General features: G+C 68.5%; 23 protein-coding genes and 1 pseudogene. 15 read left to right on the top strand and 9 right to left on the bottom strand.

Annotated elements, in window-relative coordinates; translation table 11 throughout:
- Positions 1-420: pseudogene (locus tag DM816_RS43910) on the top strand (hypothetical protein); the annotation flags it as partial.
- Between the two features lie 297 nt (positions 421-717).
- Here DM816_RS43910 and DM816_RS28185 read toward each other — a convergent pair.
- Positions 718-1392 (bottom strand): TetR/AcrR family transcriptional regulator, encoded by a 675-nt coding sequence (locus DM816_RS28185; protein ID WP_117213419.1) that lies wholly within the window; start codon positions 1390-1392, stop codon positions 718-720.
- 374 nt (positions 1393-1766) lie between these two features.
- Between DM816_RS28185 and DM816_RS28195 the strand changes: the two genes are divergently transcribed.
- A complete protein-coding gene (locus DM816_RS28195; RefSeq protein WP_117213435.1) occupies positions 1767-2243 on the top strand; it encodes a DUF6326 family protein in 477 nt (158 codons plus the stop codon).
- 415 nt (positions 2244-2658) lie between these two features.
- The gene (locus DM816_RS28200) at positions 2659-4248 is read left to right on the top strand and encodes a tetratricopeptide repeat protein (protein ID WP_162907924.1); all 1590 of its coding nucleotides are present in this window, start codon (positions 2659-2661) and stop codon (positions 4246-4248) included.
- Positions 4249-4321: 73 nt separating this feature from the next.
- On the opposite strand, the gene DM816_RS28205 is transcribed toward DM816_RS28200, so the two are convergent.
- Positions 4322-4696: a PH domain-containing protein gene (locus DM816_RS28205; RefSeq protein ID WP_246002328.1), complete on the bottom strand. Its 375-nt coding sequence runs from the start codon at positions 4694-4696 to the stop codon at positions 4322-4324.
- A 37-nt stretch (positions 4697-4733) separates the two neighbouring features.
- On the opposite strand from DM816_RS28205, the gene DM816_RS28210 reads away from it, so the two are divergent.
- The gene (locus DM816_RS28210; RefSeq protein ID WP_117213421.1) at positions 4734-5870 is read left to right on the top strand and encodes a thiolase family protein; all 1137 of its coding nucleotides are present in this window, start codon (positions 4734-4736) and stop codon (positions 5868-5870) included.
- On the opposite strand, the gene DM816_RS28215 is transcribed toward DM816_RS28210, so the two are convergent.
- Positions 5871-7088 (bottom strand): LCP family protein, encoded by a 1218-nt coding sequence (locus DM816_RS28215; protein WP_117213422.1) that lies wholly within the window; start codon positions 7086-7088, stop codon positions 5871-5873.
- Positions 7089-7249: 161 nt separating this feature from the next.
- Between DM816_RS28215 and DM816_RS28220 the strand changes: the two genes are divergently transcribed.
- Positions 7250-7612: an RNA polymerase sigma factor gene (locus tag DM816_RS28220; protein ID WP_117213423.1), complete on the top strand. Its 363-nt coding sequence runs from the start codon at positions 7250-7252 to the stop codon at positions 7610-7612.
- On the opposite strand, the gene DM816_RS28225 is transcribed toward DM816_RS28220, so the two are convergent.
- Positions 7587-8351 (bottom strand): sulfite exporter TauE/SafE family protein, encoded by a 765-nt coding sequence (locus DM816_RS28225; protein ID WP_117213424.1) that lies wholly within the window; start codon positions 8349-8351, stop codon positions 7587-7589. The genes DM816_RS28220 and DM816_RS28225 overlap by 26 nt on opposite strands.
- 148 nt (positions 8352-8499) lie before the next feature.
- On the opposite strand from DM816_RS28225, the gene DM816_RS28230 reads away from it, so the two are divergent.
- Positions 8500-9789 (top strand): MFS transporter, encoded by a 1290-nt coding sequence (locus tag DM816_RS28230; protein ID WP_117213425.1) that lies wholly within the window; start codon positions 8500-8502, stop codon positions 9787-9789.
- Between the two features lie 16 nt (positions 9790-9805).
- On the opposite strand, the gene DM816_RS28235 is transcribed toward DM816_RS28230, so the two are convergent.
- Positions 9806-10219: an NUDIX hydrolase gene (locus DM816_RS28235; RefSeq protein ID WP_162907925.1), complete on the bottom strand. Its 414-nt coding sequence runs from the start codon at positions 10217-10219 to the stop codon at positions 9806-9808.
- Between the two features lie 120 nt (positions 10220-10339).
- On the bottom strand, positions 10340-10918 hold the full coding sequence (locus DM816_RS28240; RefSeq protein WP_117213427.1) for a TetR/AcrR family transcriptional regulator: 579 nt from the start codon (positions 10916-10918) through the stop codon (positions 10340-10342).
- A gap of 67 nt (positions 10919-10985) precedes the next feature.
- Between DM816_RS28240 and DM816_RS28245 the strand changes: the two genes are divergently transcribed.
- The 3 genes from DM816_RS28245 to DM816_RS28255 are packed head-to-tail and all read left to right on the top strand — an operon-like array spanning position 10986 to position 13255.
- Positions 10986-11888, top strand: coding sequence for an ATP-binding cassette domain-containing protein (locus tag DM816_RS28245; RefSeq protein WP_117213428.1), 903 nt, complete (start codon positions 10986-10988; stop codon positions 11886-11888).
- Positions 11885-12625: an ABC transporter permease gene (locus tag DM816_RS28250; RefSeq protein WP_117213429.1), complete on the top strand. Its 741-nt coding sequence runs from the start codon at positions 11885-11887 to the stop codon at positions 12623-12625. Before DM816_RS28245 ends, DM816_RS28250 begins: the two co-directional genes overlap by 4 nt.
- 33 nt (positions 12626-12658) lie before the next feature.
- Positions 12659-13255 carry a DUF4396 domain-containing protein gene (locus tag DM816_RS28255; protein WP_117213430.1) on the top strand — a complete coding sequence of 199 codons (597 nt, stop codon included), beginning with the start codon at positions 12659-12661 and terminating at the stop codon, positions 13253-13255.
- A gap of 122 nt (positions 13256-13377) precedes the next feature.
- On the opposite strand, the gene DM816_RS28260 is transcribed toward DM816_RS28255, so the two are convergent.
- Positions 13378-14061 (bottom strand): ArsR/SmtB family transcription factor, encoded by a 684-nt coding sequence (locus DM816_RS28260; protein ID WP_211588886.1) that lies wholly within the window; start codon positions 14059-14061, stop codon positions 13378-13380.
- A gap of 64 nt (positions 14062-14125) precedes the next feature.
- Here DM816_RS28260 and DM816_RS28265 point away from each other — a divergent pair, with 64 nt between their 5' ends.
- Both DM816_RS28265 and DM816_RS28275 read left to right on the top strand, forming a co-directional pair.
- Positions 14126-14728: a hypothetical protein gene (locus DM816_RS28265; protein ID WP_211588887.1), complete on the top strand. Its 603-nt coding sequence runs from the start codon at positions 14126-14128 to the stop codon at positions 14726-14728.
- A complete protein-coding gene (locus tag DM816_RS28275; protein ID WP_246002330.1) occupies positions 14725-15636 on the top strand; it encodes an isocitrate lyase/PEP mutase family protein in 912 nt (303 codons plus the stop codon). The genes DM816_RS28265 and DM816_RS28275 overlap by 4 nt, the downstream gene beginning before the upstream one ends.
- On the opposite strand, the gene DM816_RS28280 is transcribed toward DM816_RS28275, so the two are convergent.
- Positions 15526-16305 carry a hypothetical protein gene (locus tag DM816_RS28280; protein WP_117213432.1) on the bottom strand — a complete coding sequence of 260 codons (780 nt, stop codon included), beginning with the start codon at positions 16303-16305 and terminating at the stop codon, positions 15526-15528. The two genes, DM816_RS28275 and DM816_RS28280, sit on opposite strands and share 111 nt — an antisense overlap.
- Positions 16306-16355: 50 nt before the next feature.
- Between DM816_RS28280 and DM816_RS28285 the strand changes: the two genes are divergently transcribed.
- From DM816_RS28285 to DM816_RS28295, 3 genes are read left to right on the top strand one after another with little or no spacing between them, the layout of a single operon-like run.
- A complete protein-coding gene (locus tag DM816_RS28285) occupies positions 16356-17522 on the top strand; it encodes a YVTN family beta-propeller repeat protein (protein WP_117213433.1) in 1167 nt (388 codons plus the stop codon).
- A complete protein-coding gene (locus DM816_RS28290) occupies positions 17519-18580 on the top strand; it encodes a CapA family protein (protein ID WP_246002331.1) in 1062 nt (353 codons plus the stop codon). The genes DM816_RS28285 and DM816_RS28290 overlap by 4 nt, the downstream gene beginning before the upstream one ends.
- Entirely contained in the window at positions 18577-19467 is an 891-nt protein-coding gene (locus tag DM816_RS28295) for a polysaccharide deacetylase family protein (protein WP_117213434.1), read from the top strand. The genes DM816_RS28290 and DM816_RS28295 overlap by 4 nt, the downstream gene beginning before the upstream one ends.
- A gap of 14 nt (positions 19468-19481) precedes the next feature.
- Here the strand turns inward: DM816_RS28295 and DM816_RS28300 are convergent, their stop codons facing one another.
- The gene (locus tag DM816_RS28300; protein ID WP_246002332.1) at positions 19482-20243 is read right to left on the bottom strand and encodes a hypothetical protein; all 762 of its coding nucleotides are present in this window, start codon (positions 20241-20243) and stop codon (positions 19482-19484) included.
- A gap of 286 nt (positions 20244-20529) precedes the next feature.
- Between DM816_RS28300 and DM816_RS42975 the strand changes: the two genes are divergently transcribed.
- Positions 20530-20778 (top strand): hypothetical protein, encoded by a 249-nt coding sequence (locus tag DM816_RS42975; protein WP_162907926.1) that lies wholly within the window; start codon positions 20530-20532, stop codon positions 20776-20778.
- The last annotated feature ends 16 nt before the right edge of the window (positions 20779-20794 follow it).

Here is a 20794-nt window from a genome sequence, read left to right on the forward strand (position 1 = left end):
GGGCGCGTCGGCCGCCCTCGTCCCGCGACGGTGCGGCAGCTGGCCGCCGTGCTCAACCTGTCGGGGGCGGATCGGGACCGGTTGCTGGCCGCCGCGCGCGGGGAGCCCTCGGGGCCGCCTTTGCCGGCGCGGTCCGCGAACGTCACGCCGGCGCAGTTGGCGGCTGCCGTCGCCGGGTTCACCGGCCGGGCCGAGGCCCTGCGTTTGCTGGACAGCCTGCTCGGCACGGAAAGGGACGAACCTGTGGCGCCCGTGGTGATCTCCGCCATCGGGGGCACCGCCGGGGTCGGGAAGACCGATACCGGATACCGATCTGCGTATCGAGGAAGCGATCGCCCGGCTGGTGGCCGAGGCGCCACCGCTCAGCCCGGGTCAGCGGGCGCGGATAGCAGAACTCTTCGCAGTAGCACGCCCAGATAGCCGCTCAAATCAGCGATCGAGTTGCTAATGACGGTCTGCGTCTGCCGTTCCAGCTGAACAGGCATCACGCTTCCGGGGTTTCTGTCAGTCCAAAGTGGACTGATCGACCTGCTTCACCTATACCTTGCCGTGACAAACTCAGCGTCTCTCGGTCCTGCCACCTTCTTCGTCTACCGGCTTCCGTCTAGACGGTGACGTTGTTGCAGCGCCAACCGTGCGGGGCCGACCAGCGGAGTGCCTCGGCGTCGTCTGCGGAGCCTGCGGTGCAGAGGGCCGCGCGACGGTCCGTGAGCGTCGCTATGCGGAGGCTCTCAGGGGCTCGAGGGCGGCTAGGACGAGGTCGAGGCCGAATATGAACTCCTCCGCCGGGTCGTAGCCGGCAGCGACGAGCGCCGCGGCGGACTCGTTGAGGTAGGGGAACTCGTCAGGAGGAAGCTGGGGCAGGAAGACGTTCTCGGTCATGTCCGCGAGCTCATCGGCGGTGTCGAACGGCAGGCTGGCTTCCTGTAGGGCGAAACCGTAGACGTAGCTGTCGAGCAACCAGTTGGCGTGCGTCGCCATCAAGACCGGGAAGCCAGCCCTCCGCAGGCAGGCGGTGACCGCTTCGCGGTGGCGAAGGTTCGCGGGCCCGGGCGATGTCCGCGACTCCATCAGGCCGATCGCCCACGGGTGGTGTGCGAGAACCTGTCGGGCGGATACCGCCCGCCGTCGCATCGCTGACTGCCAGTCGGTCTCCTCGGGCGGAAGCTCGATCTCCTCGAACACGATGTCGATCATGGCGTCCAGCAACTCCTCCTTGCTCGCCACGTAGTGGTAGAGCGACATCGCGCCCGCGCCGAGCGCGCTGGCCAGCCGGCGCATGCTCAGCCCGTCGACGCCCTCGCGGTCGGCGAGCCGGACCGCCTCGGCCACCACCCGTTGCTTGCTCAGCCCCGCGTCTGACGCGATCTGGCGTGGTTCCCTCGCAGACACGGGTCTCCTCGCTCCCTCGAACGGCTTGACAATCGTACAGCGTACGTCCATAGTACGGCGTACGCTCGTAGTACAGTGTACGACGTACGGTGTACGAACCTGTGAGAGTCGTGGCTCGGACGTGAGGAGGCTTCCGTGGGAGTCGAACAGCGATCGAATGCCCGAGCACGCCTGGTGCCGCGGGGCGAGTCCGGCCGGGGCGACGACGATGCGGGCCGCCGTCCAGCACCGCTACGGCTCGCCCTCAGTGCTCGAGTCGTCCGAGGTCGGGCTACCGCTGCCCGGTCGGCGATGTGCTCGTCCAGGTGGGCGCGGCCTCGGTACATCCCTGCCGCCACTCCGCGGAGGAACCACTCCTCTCGAAAGAAGAACCGATGACCATCCGAACGAAAACCCCGAACCTGCTCGACAACCCGCTGATCCACGTGCAGGCCAAGCTCGCCGCCGCATGGACCAGCTTCATGTTCCTCTACATCTACGTCGACTACTTCCACCTCTACAAGCCCGGCGTCATCGACAACCTCCGCGCCGGCGTCGTCTTTGAGTTCGACATCAGCCCGACGTTGTTGACCATGATGCTCGCGTCCGTGGCGATCCCGGCCCTGATGGTGATGCTGTCCATGACGCTGCCCGCCCGGGTGAACCGCGCCACGAACCTCGTCGTTGCATTGCTCTACATCCCCTACTCGGTGGTCAACGCGGCAGGGGAGTCCTGGGACTGGGCCTTCTTCTACGGCCTCTCCATCGGAATCGAGGTGCTGCTCCTGGCCTTCATCCTGCGCTCCGCCTGGAAATGGCCTCGAACCCCCGCCGTCCCAGCCGGTCCCGCGACGACCGACCTTCGACAGTAGGTATCCGTGCAAAGTCCCACGGCGTGAAGCCCGCCGCCGCGGACACCGGGCCGACCGTGACCAGCTCAGTCGCGGTATACGCAGAAACCTGCTTACGAACGGTCCGGTGTCCGCGCGGAGGCTCACTGGCCGGTGGCCAACGCCCGTGATGGGGACCCTGCTGCCGGCAATCATCCTGGGGGTGGTCGCGGCCCCGGACCCAGCCGCGGCGGGGAGGTCAAGTGGCCGCTTGTTCGGCGTTCGGACCGGCAGTGGTGCCGGCATCGACGAACCGCATCGGCCGGGTCCTGCGTGGCTTGGTCGGGTGGTGCCGTCGGGCGGGGATCGGATTGCCGTTCTCATCGAACTTCCCCGGCGCTGGCCGTCCACTGGGCTCACCGGGTCGCCGGTCAGTTCCCTATGGCCAGCTATATGTGTGAACCTGCGCGGGTTCGACCCCGCCGGCCGACCGGTGGAGCCGGCGGCCGCGGTGCGCGGCTTCCCCGACGCGCTCGGCGTGCAGCCGGAGCGAATCCCGGCCGTCGCGGAGGCGCAGTACGCGCTGTACCGCAGCATGCTGGCCGACCGCCGCGTGCTGGTCCTGCTGGACAACGCTCGCGACGCCGAGCAGGTGCGCCCGCTGTTGCCTGGATCGGCCGGCGCCCTGGTGCTGATCACCAGCCGAGACCGGCTCACCCCGCTGGTCGCCACCGAGGGCGCCCGCCCGCTCGGCCTGGACACGCTGTCCACAATGGATGGTCGTGAGCTGCTGGCCAGGCGGCTGGACGCCGGTCGGGTCGCGGCCGAGCCGGAGGCAGTGGACGCCATCATCGAGGGCTGTGCCCGCCTGCCGCTGGCCTTGGCGATCGCTGCGGCCCGCGCCGCGCAGTCCGGTCTGCCGCTTGCCGCCCTCGCCGCCGACCTGCATGACACGGGACGCCGACTGGACACATTGGACGCAGGCGACCCCGCCAGCCAGGTCCGGGCCGTGCTGTCCTGGTCGTACACCACCCCCAGCCCGCCTGGGGCCCGTTTGTTCCGGTTGCTGGGGTTGCACCCCGGCCCGGACATCTCCGTTGCCGCCGCGGCGAGCTTCGCCGGATGCCCGCCGGCGCGGGTGCGCCCGCTGCTGGCCGAACTTACCCGCGCGAGCCTCATCACGGAACACCTGCCGGGCAGATACACCTGGCACGACCTGTTGCGTGCGTACGCCACCGAACTGGCCGCCCAAGACCCCGAGCCCGAACGACGCACAGCCCTGACCCGCCTGCTCGACCACTACCTGCACACGGCGTACACCGCCGCCTGGCGATTGGCGCCGACCCGGGAGCCGTTTACCATCGCCCCGCCCGCACCTGGAACCACTCCCGAACACCCCGCCGATTACCAGCAGGCCCTCGCCTGGTTCACCGCCGAACACGCTGTGCTGCTGGCTGCGGTCGATCATGCTGCCGGGTTCGGCACCTACACCTGGCAGCTGGCCTGGACGCTCGCCGATATCCTCGACCGGCAGGGCCACTGGCACGACCACGCAGCCGTGCAGCAGGCGGCGGTGGCGGCTGCCGGACAACTGAACGACCCGCCCACCCGGGCTCGCGCCCACCGCAACCTCTCCATTGCCTACGGCCGGTTGGGCAACTTTGATGCCGCCCATATCCATCTGGGACACGCCCTCGACCTGACCACCCGGGCCGGTGACCTGACCGGGCAGGCCAACACCCACCCGGGCCCTAGGTCTGTTGTATGGCGGCGTGGTCGCCACTTCGAGGCCCTTCACCACGCACGTCAGGCCCTCGACTTGTTCCGGGCCGCCGGGCACCGGCAGGGGACCGCGAGCGCCCTCAACGCGGTCGGCTGGTACCACGGTCTCCTCGGCGACCACCACCAGGCCATCACGGCCTGCCAGCAGGCCCTCGCCCTGCTCCAGGAACTCGGCGACCGCCTCGGGCAGGCCGCCACGTGGGACAGCCTCGGCTACGCTCACCGTCAGCTCGACTCCTACAACGCCCCCACCGAATCGGCGTAGAACGCGGACTCGGCGACCTGCGGTTACGCGTTCAACTGTCATGTGCCCCAAGCTCAACCAGCGGTACGGCAGTTTAGCGTTGCGAGATGTAGTGCAGGATCACGTTGTGCACGTGGTGGCTCTTGTGGTCGCCGCGGAACTCCATCTCGTACACCTGCGCGCCCACGTTTATCGCGATCGCGCCCGTCGAGAAGAACGAGCCTGCCCACGATTTGTTGCTCACCACGCTCACGCTCGTGATCTTCGCGTACGGGATGCTCGTGATGGCGATCTTCTTGCCGACGAACGACTTGTCCTGCACGATCACCCGCCGGTCGGTCAGCCCTATGAACCCCGTCCCCGCGCCGATGGCGTCGTACACGGCGATCACCGTCTCGCCCTCCAACAGCCCGCTCTGGATCTGCTTGAGCTGTTCCTTGCGGTCGTAAACAATCTCACGCGCACTCACCTACCCGACAGTAACGGCAGCGCGCAACAATAGGCGCATGCGTGATGCGGTGATCGTGGCGGCAGTGCGGACTCCTGTGGGCAAGCGGGGCGGCGGGCTGTCCGGGATCCACCCGGTGGACCTGGCCGGGCATGTGCTCAAGGCCCTGCTCGACGACCCCGCGCCCGTCGAAGACGTGATCTTCGGTTGTGTCTCGCAGAGCGGGGAGCAATCGTGGAACGTGGGCCGCAACGCGGTACTGGCCGCTGGATGGTCTGAAACCATCCCGGGCACCACACTCGACCGCCAGTGCGGGTCGAGCCAGCAGGCCGCGCACTTTGCCGCCGCGACCGTCATCTCCGGGCAGGCCGACTTCGTCGTCGCCGGGGGAGTGGAGTCGATGAGCCGGGCTCCGATGGGCTCGTCGGCCGCTGACGCCATGCCCTTCGGGCAGGCCGTCCGCGACCGCTACCGGGGGGTCGAAGGCTTCGCCGACGGCGCGCAGATCCCGTTCAGCCAGGGCATCGGCGCCGAGATGATCGCCCAGCGCTGGGGGCTGACACGAGCCGTGCTCGACGAATACTCACTGGCCAGCCACACCAAGGCCGCCGCGGCCGACTTCACCGACGAGATCGCCCCGATCGCGGGCGTCACGCACGACGAGGGCATCCGCCGCGACACGTCCCTCGAACAGCTTGCCGCGCTCAAGACACCGTTCAAACCCGACGGTGTCGTCACGGCCGGCTCGGCCTCGCAGATCTCCGACGGCGCGGCCGCGCTCGCCGTCACCACCTCCGAGAAGGCCCGCGCGCTTGGCATGAAACCGTTGGCGCGCATCCACACCGCGGTCGTGACCGCCGACGATCCGGTCATCATGCTCACCGCGCCCATCCCGGCCACGGCCAAGGCGCTCAAGCGCAGCGGGCTGTCCATTGACGACATCGGCGTGTTCGAGGTCAACGAGGCGTTCGCGAGCGTGCCGCTGGCCTGGCTGGCCGAGACCGGCGCCGACCCGGCCCGGCTCAACCCGCGCGGAGGCGCGATCGCGCTGGGCCATCCGCTCGGCGCGACCGGCGCGCGCCTCATGACGTCGATGCTGTTCCATCAGCGGGCGCACGGCATCCGCTACGGCCTGCAGACCATGTGCGAGGGCGGCGGCATGGCCAACGCGACCATCCTGGAGCTGCTGGAGTAGCTAGTAGCCCTGCTCGCTGCCGAGCCAGTCGGGGTGGTCCACCAGCCACTCGTGGATGCGGTTGTCGCGCAGCGCCGCGAACATCTGCCGGCTGTCTTCGCTGAGCGCCTCGGCGGCCGTGCCCGAGATGGGCGCCGGGTTGTAGGCCCCACGGTTGGTCTTGACCATGAAGATGTCGCCCGCGGCAAGGTCTTTGAGCGTGAAGAACCAGTCTTCCAGTTTGACCCCGTTGGTCCACACGGTCAGCGCGCTGCCGACCGACTCGATCAGCCGCAGCGCCTTGGGCAGGTCGGTGGTCAGGCCCTGCAGCCTGGCCTCGCGCACCAGCGCCTTGATGAACTGCTGCTGGTGGCGCTGGCGCCCGTAGTCGCCGTCCTCAAGCTCGAGCCACTCGCGCTGCCGGGTGTAGTCCAGCGCCTCCTCGGCGGTCAGGCGGCGCGTGCCGCGCTCGAAAACCCTTGGGGTGCAGCCGGGCCGTTTGTGCGCGTGGTATTCGCTGTCGAACCGTGCCGGATAACAGAGCTGACCGTCGGCGGTCGTTCCATAGTGGACGGACTCCACCCGCTCGTCGATATACATGGTGACGCCGCCGAGCAGGTTCACCGCCTTGGTGAAGCCGGTGAAGTTGACGATCGCGGCCGCGTTGAACACGATCCCGAGCTCCCCGCTGATCGTGCGCATGAGCAGGTCCAGCCCTCCGGCGCGGCCGTTGCCCGCCTTGGCCTCGCGGTGCCCGTCGGTGTAGGCCGAGTTGAGCTTGCCCGAGCCGTGCCCTGGGATCCGCACCCACAGGTCGCGCGGCAGCGACACCAGATAGGCCCGGTCGCGGCTCGGCGGCACGTGCAGAATCATGATGGAATCGGCCAGCGGAGTGTCCTTCCGCAGCTCCCCGCCGACCGCCTGGCCGTCATCCACTCCGACAAGCAATATATTGAGGGTACCGGTCAGGGCCCGGCCCTCCGGGACGACCGACGTGTTCTCCGGGTCGGACGGGATCTCCACCTGCGTCACGCTGCTGACCGCGCGGTCGAGCGCCACCTTCACGGCGATCATCACCCCACCGGACGTGAGCACGAGCAGCGTGCCCGCGGCCACCAAAAGCCTTGCCCACCAAGCCTTGCGGCGTTTGCCACGCGGCGGCGGGGGTTCCGGCAGAGGCGGCGGTGGCGGCAGCAGCTCCGGCTTGCGGCTCTTCGTGGTCACGAAGGCGGAACTCATACCATCGACCCTAGCGCGCGGTGGCGTGATCCCGCCGACCCGGTGGGTGCCACCAGGGCGCAACCAAACACGAGTCCGGCGCGACGATATGGCGTGACGCAGACCGAATCGCGGGCGCGTTTCGGGTCGTTCCCGAGATCTGCGAGTCTCATTACGACCCGATGATCCGGCTCGCGTGCCCGACCACGGCAAGCCTCCCCGTCGCGGAGGGCATCGTGCAGGACGCGTTCGCCGATCTGCACCGCGTCCTGTCGCGCGTGGACGATCCCGGCCGGTGGCTGCATCGCGCCGTGGCCAACCGATCGACGTCGTGGCTGCGCCGGCCGATCGTGGCACGCCGCCATCTCGGCCGAGCGCACCGGGCGCTCGACCATCCACCGCCGGGGTCGCACATCGCCGTCCGGCAGGCGCTGGCCAACCTGCGGCCCCGCTATCAGGCGGCCGTGTTCCTCCGCTTCTATCTCGGCATGTCCGAAGTGGACATCGCCGAAGGGCGGCTCACCGTGCGGGGGCGGAGGCCTTGACGCTGCCCCACACCGTGCGGACCGCCACAAACACGAGGAAAGCCGCAAACAGCCGGTCGGCCACGGTTTGCGGCAGCCGCACCGAAAGCTGGCTCGTCGCCAGCGCTGCGAGCATGCCGGAGCAACCGATCCACAGCGCCTCGGACATCGACCCCAGCCCATTGCGCAGATTGCGCCAACTGCCCAGGGCCGAGGTCGGCAGGATCGCCAGCAGCGAGGTCCCCTTGGCCAGCACGGCCGAAAGCCCATAACCCAATTGCATCAGCGGTACCATCGCGGCCCCGCCGCCCACGCCGGTGAGCGCCGCCAAGACCCCGATCGCGACCGCAGCCGGAACCAGCCACAGCAGCCGCCACCCGTGCACCGCCTCTCCCTGCGCAATGGTTGTGCCGAACGCCATCCGCACCGCCACCGCAAGCGCGAACAACGCGAAAATCCAGCGCAACACGCCCTGCGACAGGCGCGTCAGCAGATGGGTCCCGATCCATGCCCCGGCCATCAAGCCGGCGATCAGCGGCGCGGCGACAAGCACATCGACTTGGCCGTGCACGGCATACCCGACCATCGCGGCCAGCGACAGCGGGCCGATCGCGAGAAACGAGGTGGCGACGGCCTGCCGGTGGTCGCGACCACACCAGGCGACCAGTGCCGGCACGACGACCGCGCCCCCGCCGACCCCGAACAGGGCCGACATCACCCCGGCCAGCACACCGATCCCCACGAGCGTATGGCGCTTCACCGACTCAGCTTCCTCCAAAGGTTGGTGGGACCATACCTACCCCGGTACCAGGTGAGTCTGATCACGATCGGCCAAAAGAAGCGGACGCCGGCCGAATCGGCGGCCAAGATTGCTGGCTGATCCCCCACCCCCCAAGGAGTGATTGGCCGTGAGGCCAAGTTTCGTCGCGTTACGCCAGCACAATTTCCGGCTCTGGGCCGCCGCCAACCTCGTTTCCGTTACCGGCAGCTGGATGCAGGTGCTCGGCATGAACTGGCTTGTGTTGTCGGCCACCGGTTCTCCCGCGCGCATGGGCGTCGCCGTGCTGCTGCAGGCATTGCCGGTGCTCGTGCTGGGCCCGTTCGGCGGGGCGCTGGCCGACCGCCTGCCCGCCCGGCCCACACTCGTTGTGACACAGGCGGTTTACGCACTTCTCGCGCTCGCCATGGCCGTGTCGTCGAGCACAGGCGTCGGCGGGCTCGCTGCCATCTACGCCATCACGTTTCTGTCCGGGGTGGTGGCCGCGCTCGACGGCCCGGCCATGGGCCGCTTCGGTTCCACCGTGGTCGCGCCCGAACACCTGGGCAACGCCCTCGCGCTGGGCTCGATGGTCAACTCGGCGGGCCGCATCGTGGGCATGAGCCTGGGCGGCGTCCTCGTCGCCGTGCTCGGGCCGGCCCCACTGTTTTTGGCCCGCGCCATCAGCATCGCGCCCATTATCGCGGCGCTGTTCGGGATGCGCGCGTCGGCGCTCGTGGATCTGGTACCGCATAAGGTCTCTGAAAATGCCTTTAAAGCGGTTCGCACGGGCTTCAGATACGTCCGTGCGGAACCATTGGTGCTCATGGCTTTCGCGCTGGCGTTCGTGCTGGGCAGCCTCGGCCGCAACTACCAGGTGACCATGGGCGCCATGGTCGCCGGGCCGCTGGAGTCGGGCGCGGGCGGCTATGGCGCCCTGTCGACGGCGTTCGCGGTCGGCGGTGTGCTCGGCGGGCTCATCGCGGCCGCCCGGCGTGACATGTCATACCGATTCCTCGCGGGCATCGGCCTGGCGGGCAGCGTGTTGCAGGTCGCCTCGGGGCTCATGCCAAGCCTGTGGACGTTCGGCGCGATGATGGTGTTCATCGCGGCCACAGCGGTCATCATCGATACGGTCGTCGCGACGCGGGTCCAGCTCGACACGCGCGGCGACATGCGTGGCCGGATGCTCGCTCTGCTCACGGTCACCGGCTCGCTGGCGGGCGCGATCGGCGCCCCGCTTTTGGGCTGGATGAGCGAGACCCTCGGTGCGCGTGGCTCCCTGGTGATCGCCGGGGTGGTGTGCGCGGCGGCGTGTGTCGGGGCCGGGCTGGCGCTCAAGCGCGTGACCGGGCTGTCCCCGGCCGCGGCGCCAACGCCGATCCCGCAAACGCCGATCCCGTCCCCGGTGGGACAGCTGGCCGCCGCCGCAGCCCGCTAGCAAAACCGGGGTGGAGTCAGCGGAGCACGGCTCGGATCGCGTCCAGCATCGGCAGCGAGTCGAGCTCCGCGGGCTTGACCCAGGTGGGCGACAGCATGGTGCCGTCGGCCTCGGCGCGTAATTCGCCTCCGCTGACGCTCACCCGGTACACGATAAAAATTCCATGAAAATCTATCCCGCCGGCCACCTGGCGGTAGTCGGAGCCCACGTCGAGCAGGGAATCGACGCTGACGGTGAGCCCGGTCTGCTCGGCGAAGGCACGGGTGACCGCCTCCCGGGGATCCTCACCGTGCTCGATGCCGCCGCCCGGCAGCATCCACTTGCCCGCGTCGCCGTATGCGCTGCGGCCGATCTGGACCATCAGCACTGCATCACCGTCGCGTGCCAGCCCGCAGGCCGACACCCGCTGCACCTGCCTCGCCAGAGTCACAGGACGATAGCCTCCCATGCGAGCGTCACGACATGAAAGCTTCGCATGTCGTCCGCGCCGCGATCGGGAACGGCGCCTCGTGTCACGCAGAAAAAGCTGCCATGTTGGCGAAGGCCCTGTTCACGGACGCGCGTTGACCACATCCATGATGTGGCGCAGACCGGTGGCGATGTCCTTTCCGGACGGTGCGCGGTCCGGATCGATGATCCACTGTCCGACCAGTCCGGGGATGATGGCCAGCAGCAGCGAGCCGGTGGTCGCGGCGACCTCGTCGCTCACCTGATCCTCGGGCACGCCGAGGAAAAGCGAGGCCAGGCCGCGGCGGGCCAGCTGATAGGCCTCGGCGAACTGTCCCTGGAGGCCAGGGATGGTTACCAGTCGGTACACCTCAAGGCTCGCGAGCCACACGCCGCGGTTCGCCTGGTATGACTCGATGAGGCCGGTCCACGTCATTTCCAGCCGCTTCATCGGGTCGGAGTCGGCCGCGGCCGACAGTGCCCGTTCGACCTCGTCGCCGAACTCGCCCAGTGCGTCGATCATCGCGGCGGCGAGCAGGTTTTCCTTGGACCCGAAGTGGTAGCCGATGGACGCCAGGTTGGTGCCGGACGCCGCCACGATGTCGCGGGCGGTCGTGCGCGCGTATCCCTTTTCGGCCAGGCACTGCTTCGCGCCCTGCAGGAGTTCTTCCTTGTGCCCCACGGTCCGAGCCTACATGTATGTACGTTCGTACTATACATCTGTATAAGACAACTGTATAGTTGGGCTCGTGATTGATACCCACGGAATCGTCAAAACGTTCGGGCGGCTCAAGGCGCTCGACGGGGTGGACCTGCACGTCCAACAGGGCAAGGTGTTCGCCTTGCTCGGGCCGAACGGGGCCGGCAAGACCACGATGGTGCGCGTGCTGTCCTCGCTGATGCGGCCGGACGCGGGCACGGCGACCATCGCCGGGCACGATGTCGTGCGCGAGTCGCGGAAGACCCGTTCGGTGATCAGCCTCACCGGGCAATACGCGGCCGTCGATGAGCTGCTGACCGGGGAGGAAAACCTGCGCATGATGGCGCGGCTGCGCAAGCTGAGCCGGGCTCGGGCGCGTCAGCGCGCTTCGGAACTGTTGGAGGAGTTCGAGTTGGTCGAGGCGCGCGGGCGACCGGTGAAGAACTACTCGGGTGGCATGAAGCGCCGGCTCGACCTCGCGCTCAGCCTGGTGACCACGCCCCAGGTGCTGTTCCTCGACGAGCCGACCACCGGGCTCGACCCGCGCAGCCGGCTCGACCTGTGGGCCAAGGTGCGAAACCTGGCCCGCGGCGGGGTCACGGTGCTGCTGACCACGCAATACCTGGAGGAGGCCGACAATCTCGCCGACCAGGTGGCGGTGCTCGACCGAGGAAGGGTGGTCGCGCTCGGCACCCCGGAAGAGTTGAAGCGGCTGGTGCCGGGCGGGCGGATCGAGCTCGCGTTCGGCACGGAGGAGGATCTGCGCGCGGCGGCGGCACGGGTGCCCGGTCTCGTTGAGGAGCTGCGGCTCAGCGTGCCCACGGACGGCAGCGCGGGCGAGGTGAAGCGGGTGCTCGACGCGCTCGACGGGATCGAGCTGGCCGAGCTGACCGTGCGCAAGCCGAGCCTGGATGACGTGTTCCTGCAACTGACCGGAGGGCGGGCGGCATGACGCTCACACTTGTCTGGCGCAGCCTGCGCCATCTGACCCGGAGCTTCGACAACCTGCTGATGACGGTGTTCCTGCCGTTGATGATTTTGCTTTTGTTCGTGTACGTCTTCGGCGGCGCGATAAACACGGGGACCGCATACATCAATTACGTGGTGCCGGGGATAGTGCTGTTGTGCGCGGGATACGGCGCCTCGCAGACGGCCGTGTCGGTGACGAACGACATGGTGCGCGGCATCATCGACCGGTTCCGGTCGCTGCCGATCGCCGGGTCGGCGGTGCTCACCGGGCACGTCGCGGCGAGCGTGGCGCGCATCCTGGTCTCGACGGCGATTGTGGTCGGGGTCGCGCTGGGCATCGGGTTCCGGCCGAGCGCCACGGCGGCCGAGTGGTTCGGTGTGTTGGGGATGTTGGTGTTGTTCGTGCTCGCGATGTCGTGGCTGTCGGTCGTGTTTGGACTGATCGCCAGGACGGTGGAGGGCGCGGGCGGGTTCAGCTTCTTCGTGCTGTTCCTACCGTACGTGAGCAGTGCTTTCGTCCCCACGCACACGATGCCGGCGGCATTGCAGTTTGCGGCGCGCAACCAGCCCATGACGCCGATCATCGAAACGACGCGAGGGCTGCTGCTCGGGACGCCGATCGGCAACAGTGGTTGGCTGGCGGTCGCGTGGTGCGTCGGGATTCTGGTCGTCTCGTACGCGCTGGCACGCTATCTGTTCGAGAGGCGTTCCTCACACTAGAGTTTGATACCCCCTAGGGGTACATTCTCGGGTATGGCTACGCACGTGAACCAGTCCAGCCTGACCCGCCTGGCCGTCTCGGCCACCCTGCACTGCCTCACCGGCTGCGCCATCGGCGAGGTGCTCGGCATGGTGATCGGGACGGCCCTGGGCTGGTCAGACCTCGCGACCATCGCGCTGGCGGTAGCGCTGGCCTTCCTGTTCGGCTACGCCCTCACCATCCGCCCGGTGCTCCGGTCCGGCCTGCCGCTGCGGCAGGCGATCCGCGTGGCGCTCGCCGCCGACACGGTCTCGATCGCGGTCATGGAGATCGTGGACAACGCGATCATGCTCGCGGTGCCGGGTGCGATGGAGGCCGGTCTCGCCAGCTGGCTCTTCTGGGGCAGCCTCGCCTTCGCCCTCGCGGTGGCCTTCGTCGTCACGGTCCCGGTCAACCGCTGGCTGATCGGCCGTGGCCGCGGTCACGCGGTCGTCCACCAGTACCACCTCGCCCACGGCACCGACGGCACCCACGACTCACAGCCTGGCCACACCACCCAGACTGATCACGCCACCCACACTGACCACGCCGCCTCTGCCGCTCACGATGGCCCTGCCGCTCACGACGGCCACGGCGACCACCGCGCTTAGGGGCGGCGACGCCTCTGACGGCGGCGCTTACGGCGCTCCTGGCGCTCGCAGCGACCACGGCGCTCCTGGCGGCGTCGAGGCTCGCTTCGGCGTGGCCTCGGGGTGGCGGCGCGGGTTCGAGGTCAGAACGCCAGGCCGAAAAGCTCGATGAAGGCGGTGCGGCCGGTGGGGGTGATGCGTACTGCCCGGCCGGTGCCGATGCGCTCGACCCAATCGCGGGCGAACGCTCGCTCGCAAAGGGCCGCGCCGACGGCACCGGCCAGATGCGGCCGGCGCTCAGTCCAATCCAGACACGCGCGGCTGAGCGGGCGCCGGCCGGATTCGAGCCCCGTGACGTCAATGTCCAATCCGGACAGCCAGCCCCGCCCGGCACGGGTCAGCGCGAGCGAGTCGCGCATGAGCAGCCTGCGCCGGACGAGTGCGGCCGTGATTTCCACGCCGAGCCGGCCGGCGAAATGGTCGTAACACGTGCGGGCGCGAGCCATCGCGTCGGAGCGCTTGGCCTCGCGAAGACTCCGCGGCGGGTCCTGCCGGAACAGCTGTGCCGCATGGCTGGCCAGCTCCTCCAGCAGCGCGGCCGTCGCCGGGTCGGCGATGCGCACATAGCGATGCCTGCCCTGCCGCTCAGACGCGAGCAACCCGCCCTCGACGAGCGCGTTGACGTGCTCGGTCGCGGTGGACGGGGCGATGCCCGCGTGCCTGGCCAGCTCGCCCGCCGTCCAGGCGCGCCCGTCGAGCAGCGCCAGACAGATCTCCGACCGGCTCGGGTCGGCCAGCAAACCGGCCAGTCTCGCCAACGGTGTCACCGTCCCATGATGGCCGCCCGACACTTCGGCCGTCACCGAAACGTCCCGCGATTAGCGTCACGGCATGGACGTTGCGACGCTATTGAACGAACTACCGCCGCCCGTACCGCAGGATGGCCGCGCGCTGATGGCAAGGTTCAGCTTCGGGGCCGAACACGCGCGCCGGCGGGCCATCGTGGTCGACGAGCTGGCCCGGATCGACGTGCGGGAGGCGGTCCAGCTGGCGCGTGAGCGCACGCTCGCTCTGGCAAAGGGGCGCGTGGACGTCATGGCGACGATCGCGCGGGCCGTGCCGGTGGGCGTGCTCGACACGCTGCTTGGCGAGCCACACGCAGGTGCAACTGCCGAAGGGCGCGCTAATCGCGCCGGCATCCTGCTTCAGGCACGCGACGCCACAGCCGGCTTGATCGGCAATGCGCTTATCGACGACGCGCAGACCGTGCGCAACACGCGCCGCATGCGCGATGGCGAGGAGATCGTCGTCGATCTCGCCGGGCTGCCGTTCGGTGCGGGTGCGCGGGCTTGCCCGGGTCGTGAACTGGCGCTCGCGATTGCCGATGCCGTGCTTGACGTCCTGCGCACCGGGCGCGTCGTCTCGACGGAGGTCGAGTATGAGGATTGGCCCAACCTTCGCATCCCCGCACGCTTGGAGGTCGACTTCGCATGAGCACGAGCACAAACCCGAGCGCGAGCATGAGCATGAGCCCGATCACGAGCACAAACCCGAGCCCGAACACGAGCACAAACCCGAGCATGAGCCCGAGCGCGAGCATGAGCCCCGGCGCGAGCATGGGCCCGGGCATGGGCCCCAGCGCGAGCTCGCGCACGAGCGTGGGATTTGCGGCGCTGCACCGGCCCGGCGAGCCGCTGCTGTTGCCCAACGCGTGGGATTACGCCTCGGCCAGGCTCTTGACCGAGATGGGCTACCACGCGATCGGCACGACCAGCTACGGCGTGGCGCTTGCCAACGGCCTGCCCGACGGCACGGGCGCGACCCGCGACGAGACGGCCGCGCTTGCCCGTCGGCTGTCGTCATTGCCCGTCCATTTGACGGTCGACATCGAGAGTGGGTTCAGTGACGAGCCTGATGTGGTCGCCGCCTTTGTCCAGACGCTCAAGATGGTCAATGTTGACGGCATCAACATTGAGGATGCGTTGGGCGACCCGTCCGTGCTCGTCAACAAAATCGCTGCCATCAAGGCGGCCGCGCCCGGCGTCTTCGTCAACGCGCGCACCGACACCTACTGGCTGGGCGACCACGGCAAGCAACGCGAGACGCTGCGGCGCGTCGAGGCATACGTCGAAGCAGGCGCGGACGGGATCTTCGTGCCCGCGCTGCAGGATCCGGCGCTCATCAAGCAGCTCGTGGCGCTCGGCAAGCCGCTCAACATCCTCTTGCAGAGCAACGGCTTGACCGTGCCGCAACTGGCCGACCTGGGCGTGGCCCGGATCAGCGCCGGCTCGCTACTGTTCCGCATCGCCCTCGGCACGCTGCGCGCCTGGCGGTGGGAGGTTGTGCCGGCCGGCGAGGAGCTCCTGCACCCAGATTTTCGCCCGGATCAACGGCCGGCGTAGCCGCGACTCGCGCCACTGCGCCCGCGCGAGTTTCCGGGACGAGCGCGGGTATCGCCACCTCGCCCACGGTGAACCGGGCCTGGCCAGCCGGATCGCACCGACGTACAGCAAAAAAGGCAGGAAGATCCCGAGGAGTCCGGTCCAGATCTTGCCCTTCAGCAGGGTGATCACCGCCAGGACCAGGCTCAGCACGGCCACGGCCACCCCGATGCCCAGTGGTGCGCCCTCCTGCCGCGCGACCAGGAGATCGTCCACGAAGACCGGCCGCAGCCCCAGCACGAGCAACCCGGTCAGCGCGACCGCCACGAACACCGCGTCGATCGACGTGCGCCCCTTCTCCTGCCAGTAGACGTCGTCGAGGTGCAGGATCAGCGCGAACTCGTCGAGCACGAGCGCCGCGCCGACCCCGAAGACGAACGCCGCCACCGAGTTCCACACCAGCGCCGACGACGGAATGATCAGCCCGGCCACCCCGCCGATGAGCATGAACACCACCCCGAACACCGCGTGGTGGATGTGCAGCCCGCCCGGCTTGACGTTTCCCGGCCACCAGCGCACCTGCGCCCTGATCAACCGCACCGACGCCCGGATGAACAGGAACCCGATCACGACACCCGAGAAGAAGCCGAACAGGGGCAGCCTCCCGGTCTCGATCAGATGCCGCAACATGCCCCTATTCTTTCCCCGTTCAGCAGGGTTATAAGGCAAAATGTACCGTTATGCGTAGAGTGTTAGTCGCGTTACTCACGGTGTGCTTGTCGACGGCGTGCGCGGAAACCGTGACGGTCCCCGAACCGAAGGTCGAGGACACCGCCGCCCCCGTGGCCGCGGGCGAGAAACAGGACCTACTCGCGGGCATGCCCGAGTACCCGTCACTCGACAACGTCTACGCCGCCGCCGGCGCCAACATGATGCGCGAAGACGTGCGCGGCGACCGCGAACTGGTCTACGTGCCCAACACCAACAGCGACCGGGTGCACGTGATCGACCCCAACACCATGCAGGTGATCGACGAGTTCTACGGCGGGCCCGAGCCCCAGCACGTTGTGCCGTCCTACGACATGCGCACCCTCTACGTCACGTCCAGCCGCGTCCCCGGCGGCGCGGTGCTCCCGATCGACCCCCGCACCGGCAAGCCTGGCGAGCTGATTGAGGTCCAGGACGTGTACAACCTCTACTACACGCCCGACGGGCAGCACGCGATCGTCGTGGCCGAGGCCTACCAGCGCTTGGACTTCTACCACCCCAAGACCTGGGAGCTGGTCCGCAGCACCCACTTCCCGGACTGCGAGGGCATCAACCACATGGACTTCTCGGCCGACGGCAAGATTGCCCTCGCCAGCTGTGAATTCGCCAACCGCATGGTGGTCATCGACGTCGCGACCGGCGAGCAATTGCGGCAATTTGACCTTGATGTGGTACCGGATGGAATGCCGCAAGACACCAGGTTGGTGCCCGATGGTTCGGCCTTCCTGGTTGCCGACATGCACGCGCACGGGCTCTACGTGTTCGACTCGCAGGCCACCGCGCGCATCGGCTACATCCCGACCGGCCAAGGCGCGCACGGCATCTACTTCAGCCGCGACAGCAAGTCCGCCTACGTCTCCAATCGCAGCGAGGGCACGATAACCGTGCTCGACCTGGCCAGCATGCAGCCTCGTACAAAGTGGACGATCCCGGGCGGCGGCAGCCCCGACATGGGCGGCGTCTCCGCGGACGGCAACACGCTGTGGCTCACCGGCCGCTATCACGGCGAGGTGTACGCGATAGACACCAACACCGGTGAGCTCAAGGGCCGCATCCCGGTCGGCGCCGGCCCGCACGGCCTGATCGTGTGGCCGCAGCCGGGCCGGTATTCGCTCGGGCACACCGGGAATATCCGGTGAGGCGCCTGGCCATCGCGGGCGCGCTGCTGGGTCTGGCCGCATGCACCCACGCGGCCATGTCCGCCCCGCAGCCCACGACCAGCTTCACGCTCGTGGCCACCGGCGACTTCATGTCGCAGCCCCCATTGGCCGAGCAGGCGGCCGCCGAGGGCGGGTTCGACGGCATCCTGGGCGCGCTCAAACCACTTGTCCAGTCTGCGGATGTGGCCATCTGCCACGTCGAGACGCCGGTCGCCGCGCCGGGCGAGAGCTTCACCGGGTACCCGATAATGAATGCCCCGCGAAGTCTATTGGAGACGGCCGCGCGGCTCGGCTACGACAGCTGCTCCACCGCCTCCAACCACGTGCTCGACTACGGCCAGGACGGTGTCGCGCGCACGCTGGACACCCTCGACCGGGTGGGCATCAAGCACGCGGGCTCGGCGCGCAGCGAGCAGGAGGCGAGCACGCCGACCATCGTCGAGGCAAAAGGCGTGAAGATAGGCCATCTGTCATACACGTTCAGCTTCAACGGGATCGACCCGCCGCACCCGTGGAGCGCGAATCTCATTGACGTGCCTCGCATCCTCGTGGAGGCGAGCAACGCCAAGCGCAGCGGCGCGGAAGTCACTGTCGTGAGCATGCACTGGGGCACCGAATACCAGCACGAGCCCGACATCGGTCAAATAGGACTCGCGCACGAGTTGCTCGCCTCGCCCGACATCGATCTGGTCATCGGCACGCATGTCCATGTGGTGCAACCACTCGAACGCATCGGCGAGGAATGGGTGCACTACGGCATGGGCAACATCCTGGTGCGCTTCCCGGACGGTTCGCCCGAGAACACGCAGGACGCCACGGCGTCACGCTTCACGTTCCACAAAACCGAGGCGGGCTGGCGCGTGTCCAAAGTGGAGGTCGTGCCCACCTGGATGGAGTACTACCCGTCGGGGCGCGTCGTGGACCTGCCCGCTGAGCTCGCGCGCGGCGCGAACGACACCTATCAGCGGGCGCACGAACGGATCGTCGGCTGGGTGACCGCGCGGGGAGCGCAGCCGCAGATCATCGCCGCCTCATGAGGGTGCCGTTCGCCATCGCAAGTGCCATCCTCGCGATCCTGAGCATCGGCTACCTCTTTGGGGCGTCCACAAAGGAGGATCAGCCGGCGCCGGTGCCGGCGGCGGCGAAGCCGTCCACCGTGGCGCCGCTGCCCATGCCCGAGATTGAGACCGAGGCCGAGCCGGACGTGTTTCCGTTGGCGCGCTTGAATCCCATCACCGGGCCAGACCGGCCGCCGCTGCCCGACGACGAGCACGGCCCGCACGGCAGCCGGCGCACGACCGGCACCTACGAGGTGGCGCTGACGTTCGACGACGGACCCGACCCGCGCTGGACCCCCGAGGTGCTCGACCTGCTGCGCCAGCACCGGGTCAAGGCCACGTTCTGCGTCGTGGGCATGATGGTGCAGGAGTTTCCTCATCTGGTGCGCGAAATCGCCTCCGAGGGGCACACCCTGTGCAACCACAGCTGGGGGCACGACACGAGACTGGGCACGCGCGCATATTCGGCGATCCTCGACGACATGAAGCGCACCAACGACGCGATCCGGGCCGCCGCACCGGGCACGCGGGTCTCGTACTTCCGGCATCCGGGCGGCGCATGGACGGACACGGCGGTGGGCGCCGCCCGCAGTCTCGGCATGTCGTCTCTACATTGGACGGTCGACCCCCGGGACTGGGGACGGCCCGGCGCGCGGGCCATCGCCGCGGAGGTCAACCAAAGCACGATCCCCGGCGCCATCGTGCTGCTGCACGACGGCGGCGGGGACCGGCGCGGCACAACGGAGGCCTTGCGCTCCATCCTGCCCAACCTGGCCGCGAGATATCCGCTGGTCGCGCTGCCACCGGGGGTTGACCCGCCCCGGCGGCACGGCTTCGACCTGCCGATCCACCTCGGCCAGCGATGAAACTGTGAACTTGTCTATTTGTTGAGGGCGTCGACGATGAGCGTCGCACGCGCCTCATGCTTGGCGTAGTGGTTCGGGAATGCCGACACCTGCACCTCCTGAGCGGCCACGGTCAGGGGCAGGGAATCCCATCCCGGCACCTGCACGAGCGCGCGCAGGAACTGCTTGGTCGCGAACTCCGGCTTCATCAGGTTCGGCACTGAACCCCAGCCGGCGCTGGGACGCTGCTGGAAGAGCCCGACAGAGTCGTGGTCCGACCCTTCCCCGTCGTTGGGGAAGTTGTACGACTCCGGCAGCCTGGTGCTGGCGAGGTTGTACAGGGTGCTCTCCTGCATCGCCGTGGCCACCGCGATGACCTGGGCACGCCGGCCCAGTCCCATCGACTTGGCGGTGTCGACAATCTTCTTGGCGTTGTTCATCTGAGTCTGGTCAAGACCCGCGACCGGAGCCGGCAGGGACTCCGCGGCGGGGGCCGCGGCTGCCTCAGTCTTGGTGTCGGTTGTGGACCCGGTCTGGGTCTTCGTGTCGGCCTTGGCCGTGGACGCCTCTGCAGCCTTGGTGGCCTGGGGGGCCTGAGACTGCGCGAGGAACGTGCGCGCCGGCAGGGAACGCGAGGCGGCCTCCTGGACTGCCTTGTCGCGCTGCTCCACCTGCGCCACTACATCCGCGGCTTTGACCTGCGCCTCACCGGGGGCCGAGGCGGCTGCTTGGCCACCCTGTCCGGCGAGCGCTGCGAACCCGAGGCACGCGGCGGCCAGGCCGCCAACGAGCTTCATTCGTCGCGTATCGATGGAGGGGGTACTTATGAAGGGGTGAGAGGGGCGGGGGGCTCGATGGCGCCATTGCCGTCTCACGTGTGCTCCGTTGCCACGCATCCGACGAAGGTAGCGGGCGTTTCTGCAGGTAAACCACCTCGCGACGGTGATCCGGTTCACTATTGAGCGCAATCTCCGTCCCTTAGGTGACCTACGTGTCATTCGTTGTGATGCGCCCTGCTCGCCCGAAAGTTCGATGGATCAACCCGATCAAGTCGGGAAAGTGGACACAAAATAGGATCAATGAGTGAATGATTGGTCGTCGGTGACGGGCTGGCCTTCGGCCTCGTGTTGCTGGTCGTGGCGTGGGGCGCGCGGCGGCGGCCGTGGCCGTGCCGGCGGGGGTCGTTCCGCTGCGGGGCGTGCGGCGCCCGTGGCGGCGGGCATGGACATGCCGTGGTTCGTGCTGCCGGGCGGGCACACGTGTTCGGTGTGGGGGCCAGGGCCGGAGCACGGCTTCGACCGGCTCGCGGCCAAGACCCGGCTGGTGCGCTAGCCATGGACTGGGAGCT

This window comes from Allorhizocola rhizosphaerae (assembly GCF_003426775.1).
In the GTDB taxonomy this organism is placed as follows: domain Bacteria; phylum Actinomycetota; class Actinomycetes; order Mycobacteriales; family Micromonosporaceae; genus Allorhizocola; species Allorhizocola rhizosphaerae.

What these genes read in the sequence shown, in the direction of transcription:
- DM816_RS28195 (WP_117213435.1), top strand. Translation starts at nt 1,767, where the DNA reads ATGACCATCCGAACGAAAACCCCGAACCTGCTCGACAACCCGCTGATC.
- DM816_RS28210 (WP_117213421.1), top strand. Translation starts at nt 4,734, where the DNA reads ATGCGTGATGCGGTGATCGTGGCGGCAGTGCGGACTCCTGTGGGCAAG.
- DM816_RS28215 (WP_117213422.1), bottom strand. Translation starts at nt 7,088, where the DNA reads ATGAGTTCCGCCTTCGTGACCACGAAGAGCCGCAAGCCGGAGCTGCTG.
- DM816_RS28220 (WP_117213423.1), top strand. Translation starts at nt 7,250, where the DNA reads ATGATCCGGCTCGCGTGCCCGACCACGGCAAGCCTCCCCGTCGCGGAG.
- DM816_RS28250 (WP_117213429.1), top strand. Translation starts at nt 11,885, where the DNA reads ATGACGCTCACACTTGTCTGGCGCAGCCTGCGCCATCTGACCCGGAGC.
- DM816_RS28255 (WP_117213430.1), top strand. Translation starts at nt 12,659, where the DNA reads ATGGCTACGCACGTGAACCAGTCCAGCCTGACCCGCCTGGCCGTCTCG.
- DM816_RS28265 (WP_211588887.1), top strand. Translation starts at nt 14,126, where the DNA reads ATGGACGTTGCGACGCTATTGAACGAACTACCGCCGCCCGTACCGCAG.
- DM816_RS28275 (WP_246002330.1), top strand. Translation starts at nt 14,725, where the DNA reads ATGAGCACGAGCACAAACCCGAGCGCGAGCATGAGCATGAGCCCGATC.
- DM816_RS28280 (WP_117213432.1), bottom strand. Translation starts at nt 16,305, where the DNA reads ATGTTGCGGCATCTGATCGAGACCGGGAGGCTGCCCCTGTTCGGCTTC.
- DM816_RS28285 (WP_117213433.1), top strand. Translation starts at nt 16,356, where the DNA reads ATGCGTAGAGTGTTAGTCGCGTTACTCACGGTGTGCTTGTCGACGGCG.
- DM816_RS28295 (WP_117213434.1), top strand. Translation starts at nt 18,577, where the DNA reads ATGAGGGTGCCGTTCGCCATCGCAAGTGCCATCCTCGCGATCCTGAGC.
- DM816_RS28300 (WP_246002332.1), bottom strand. Translation starts at nt 20,243, where the DNA reads ATGAAGCTCGTTGGCGGCCTGGCCGCCGCGTGCCTCGGGTTCGCAGCG.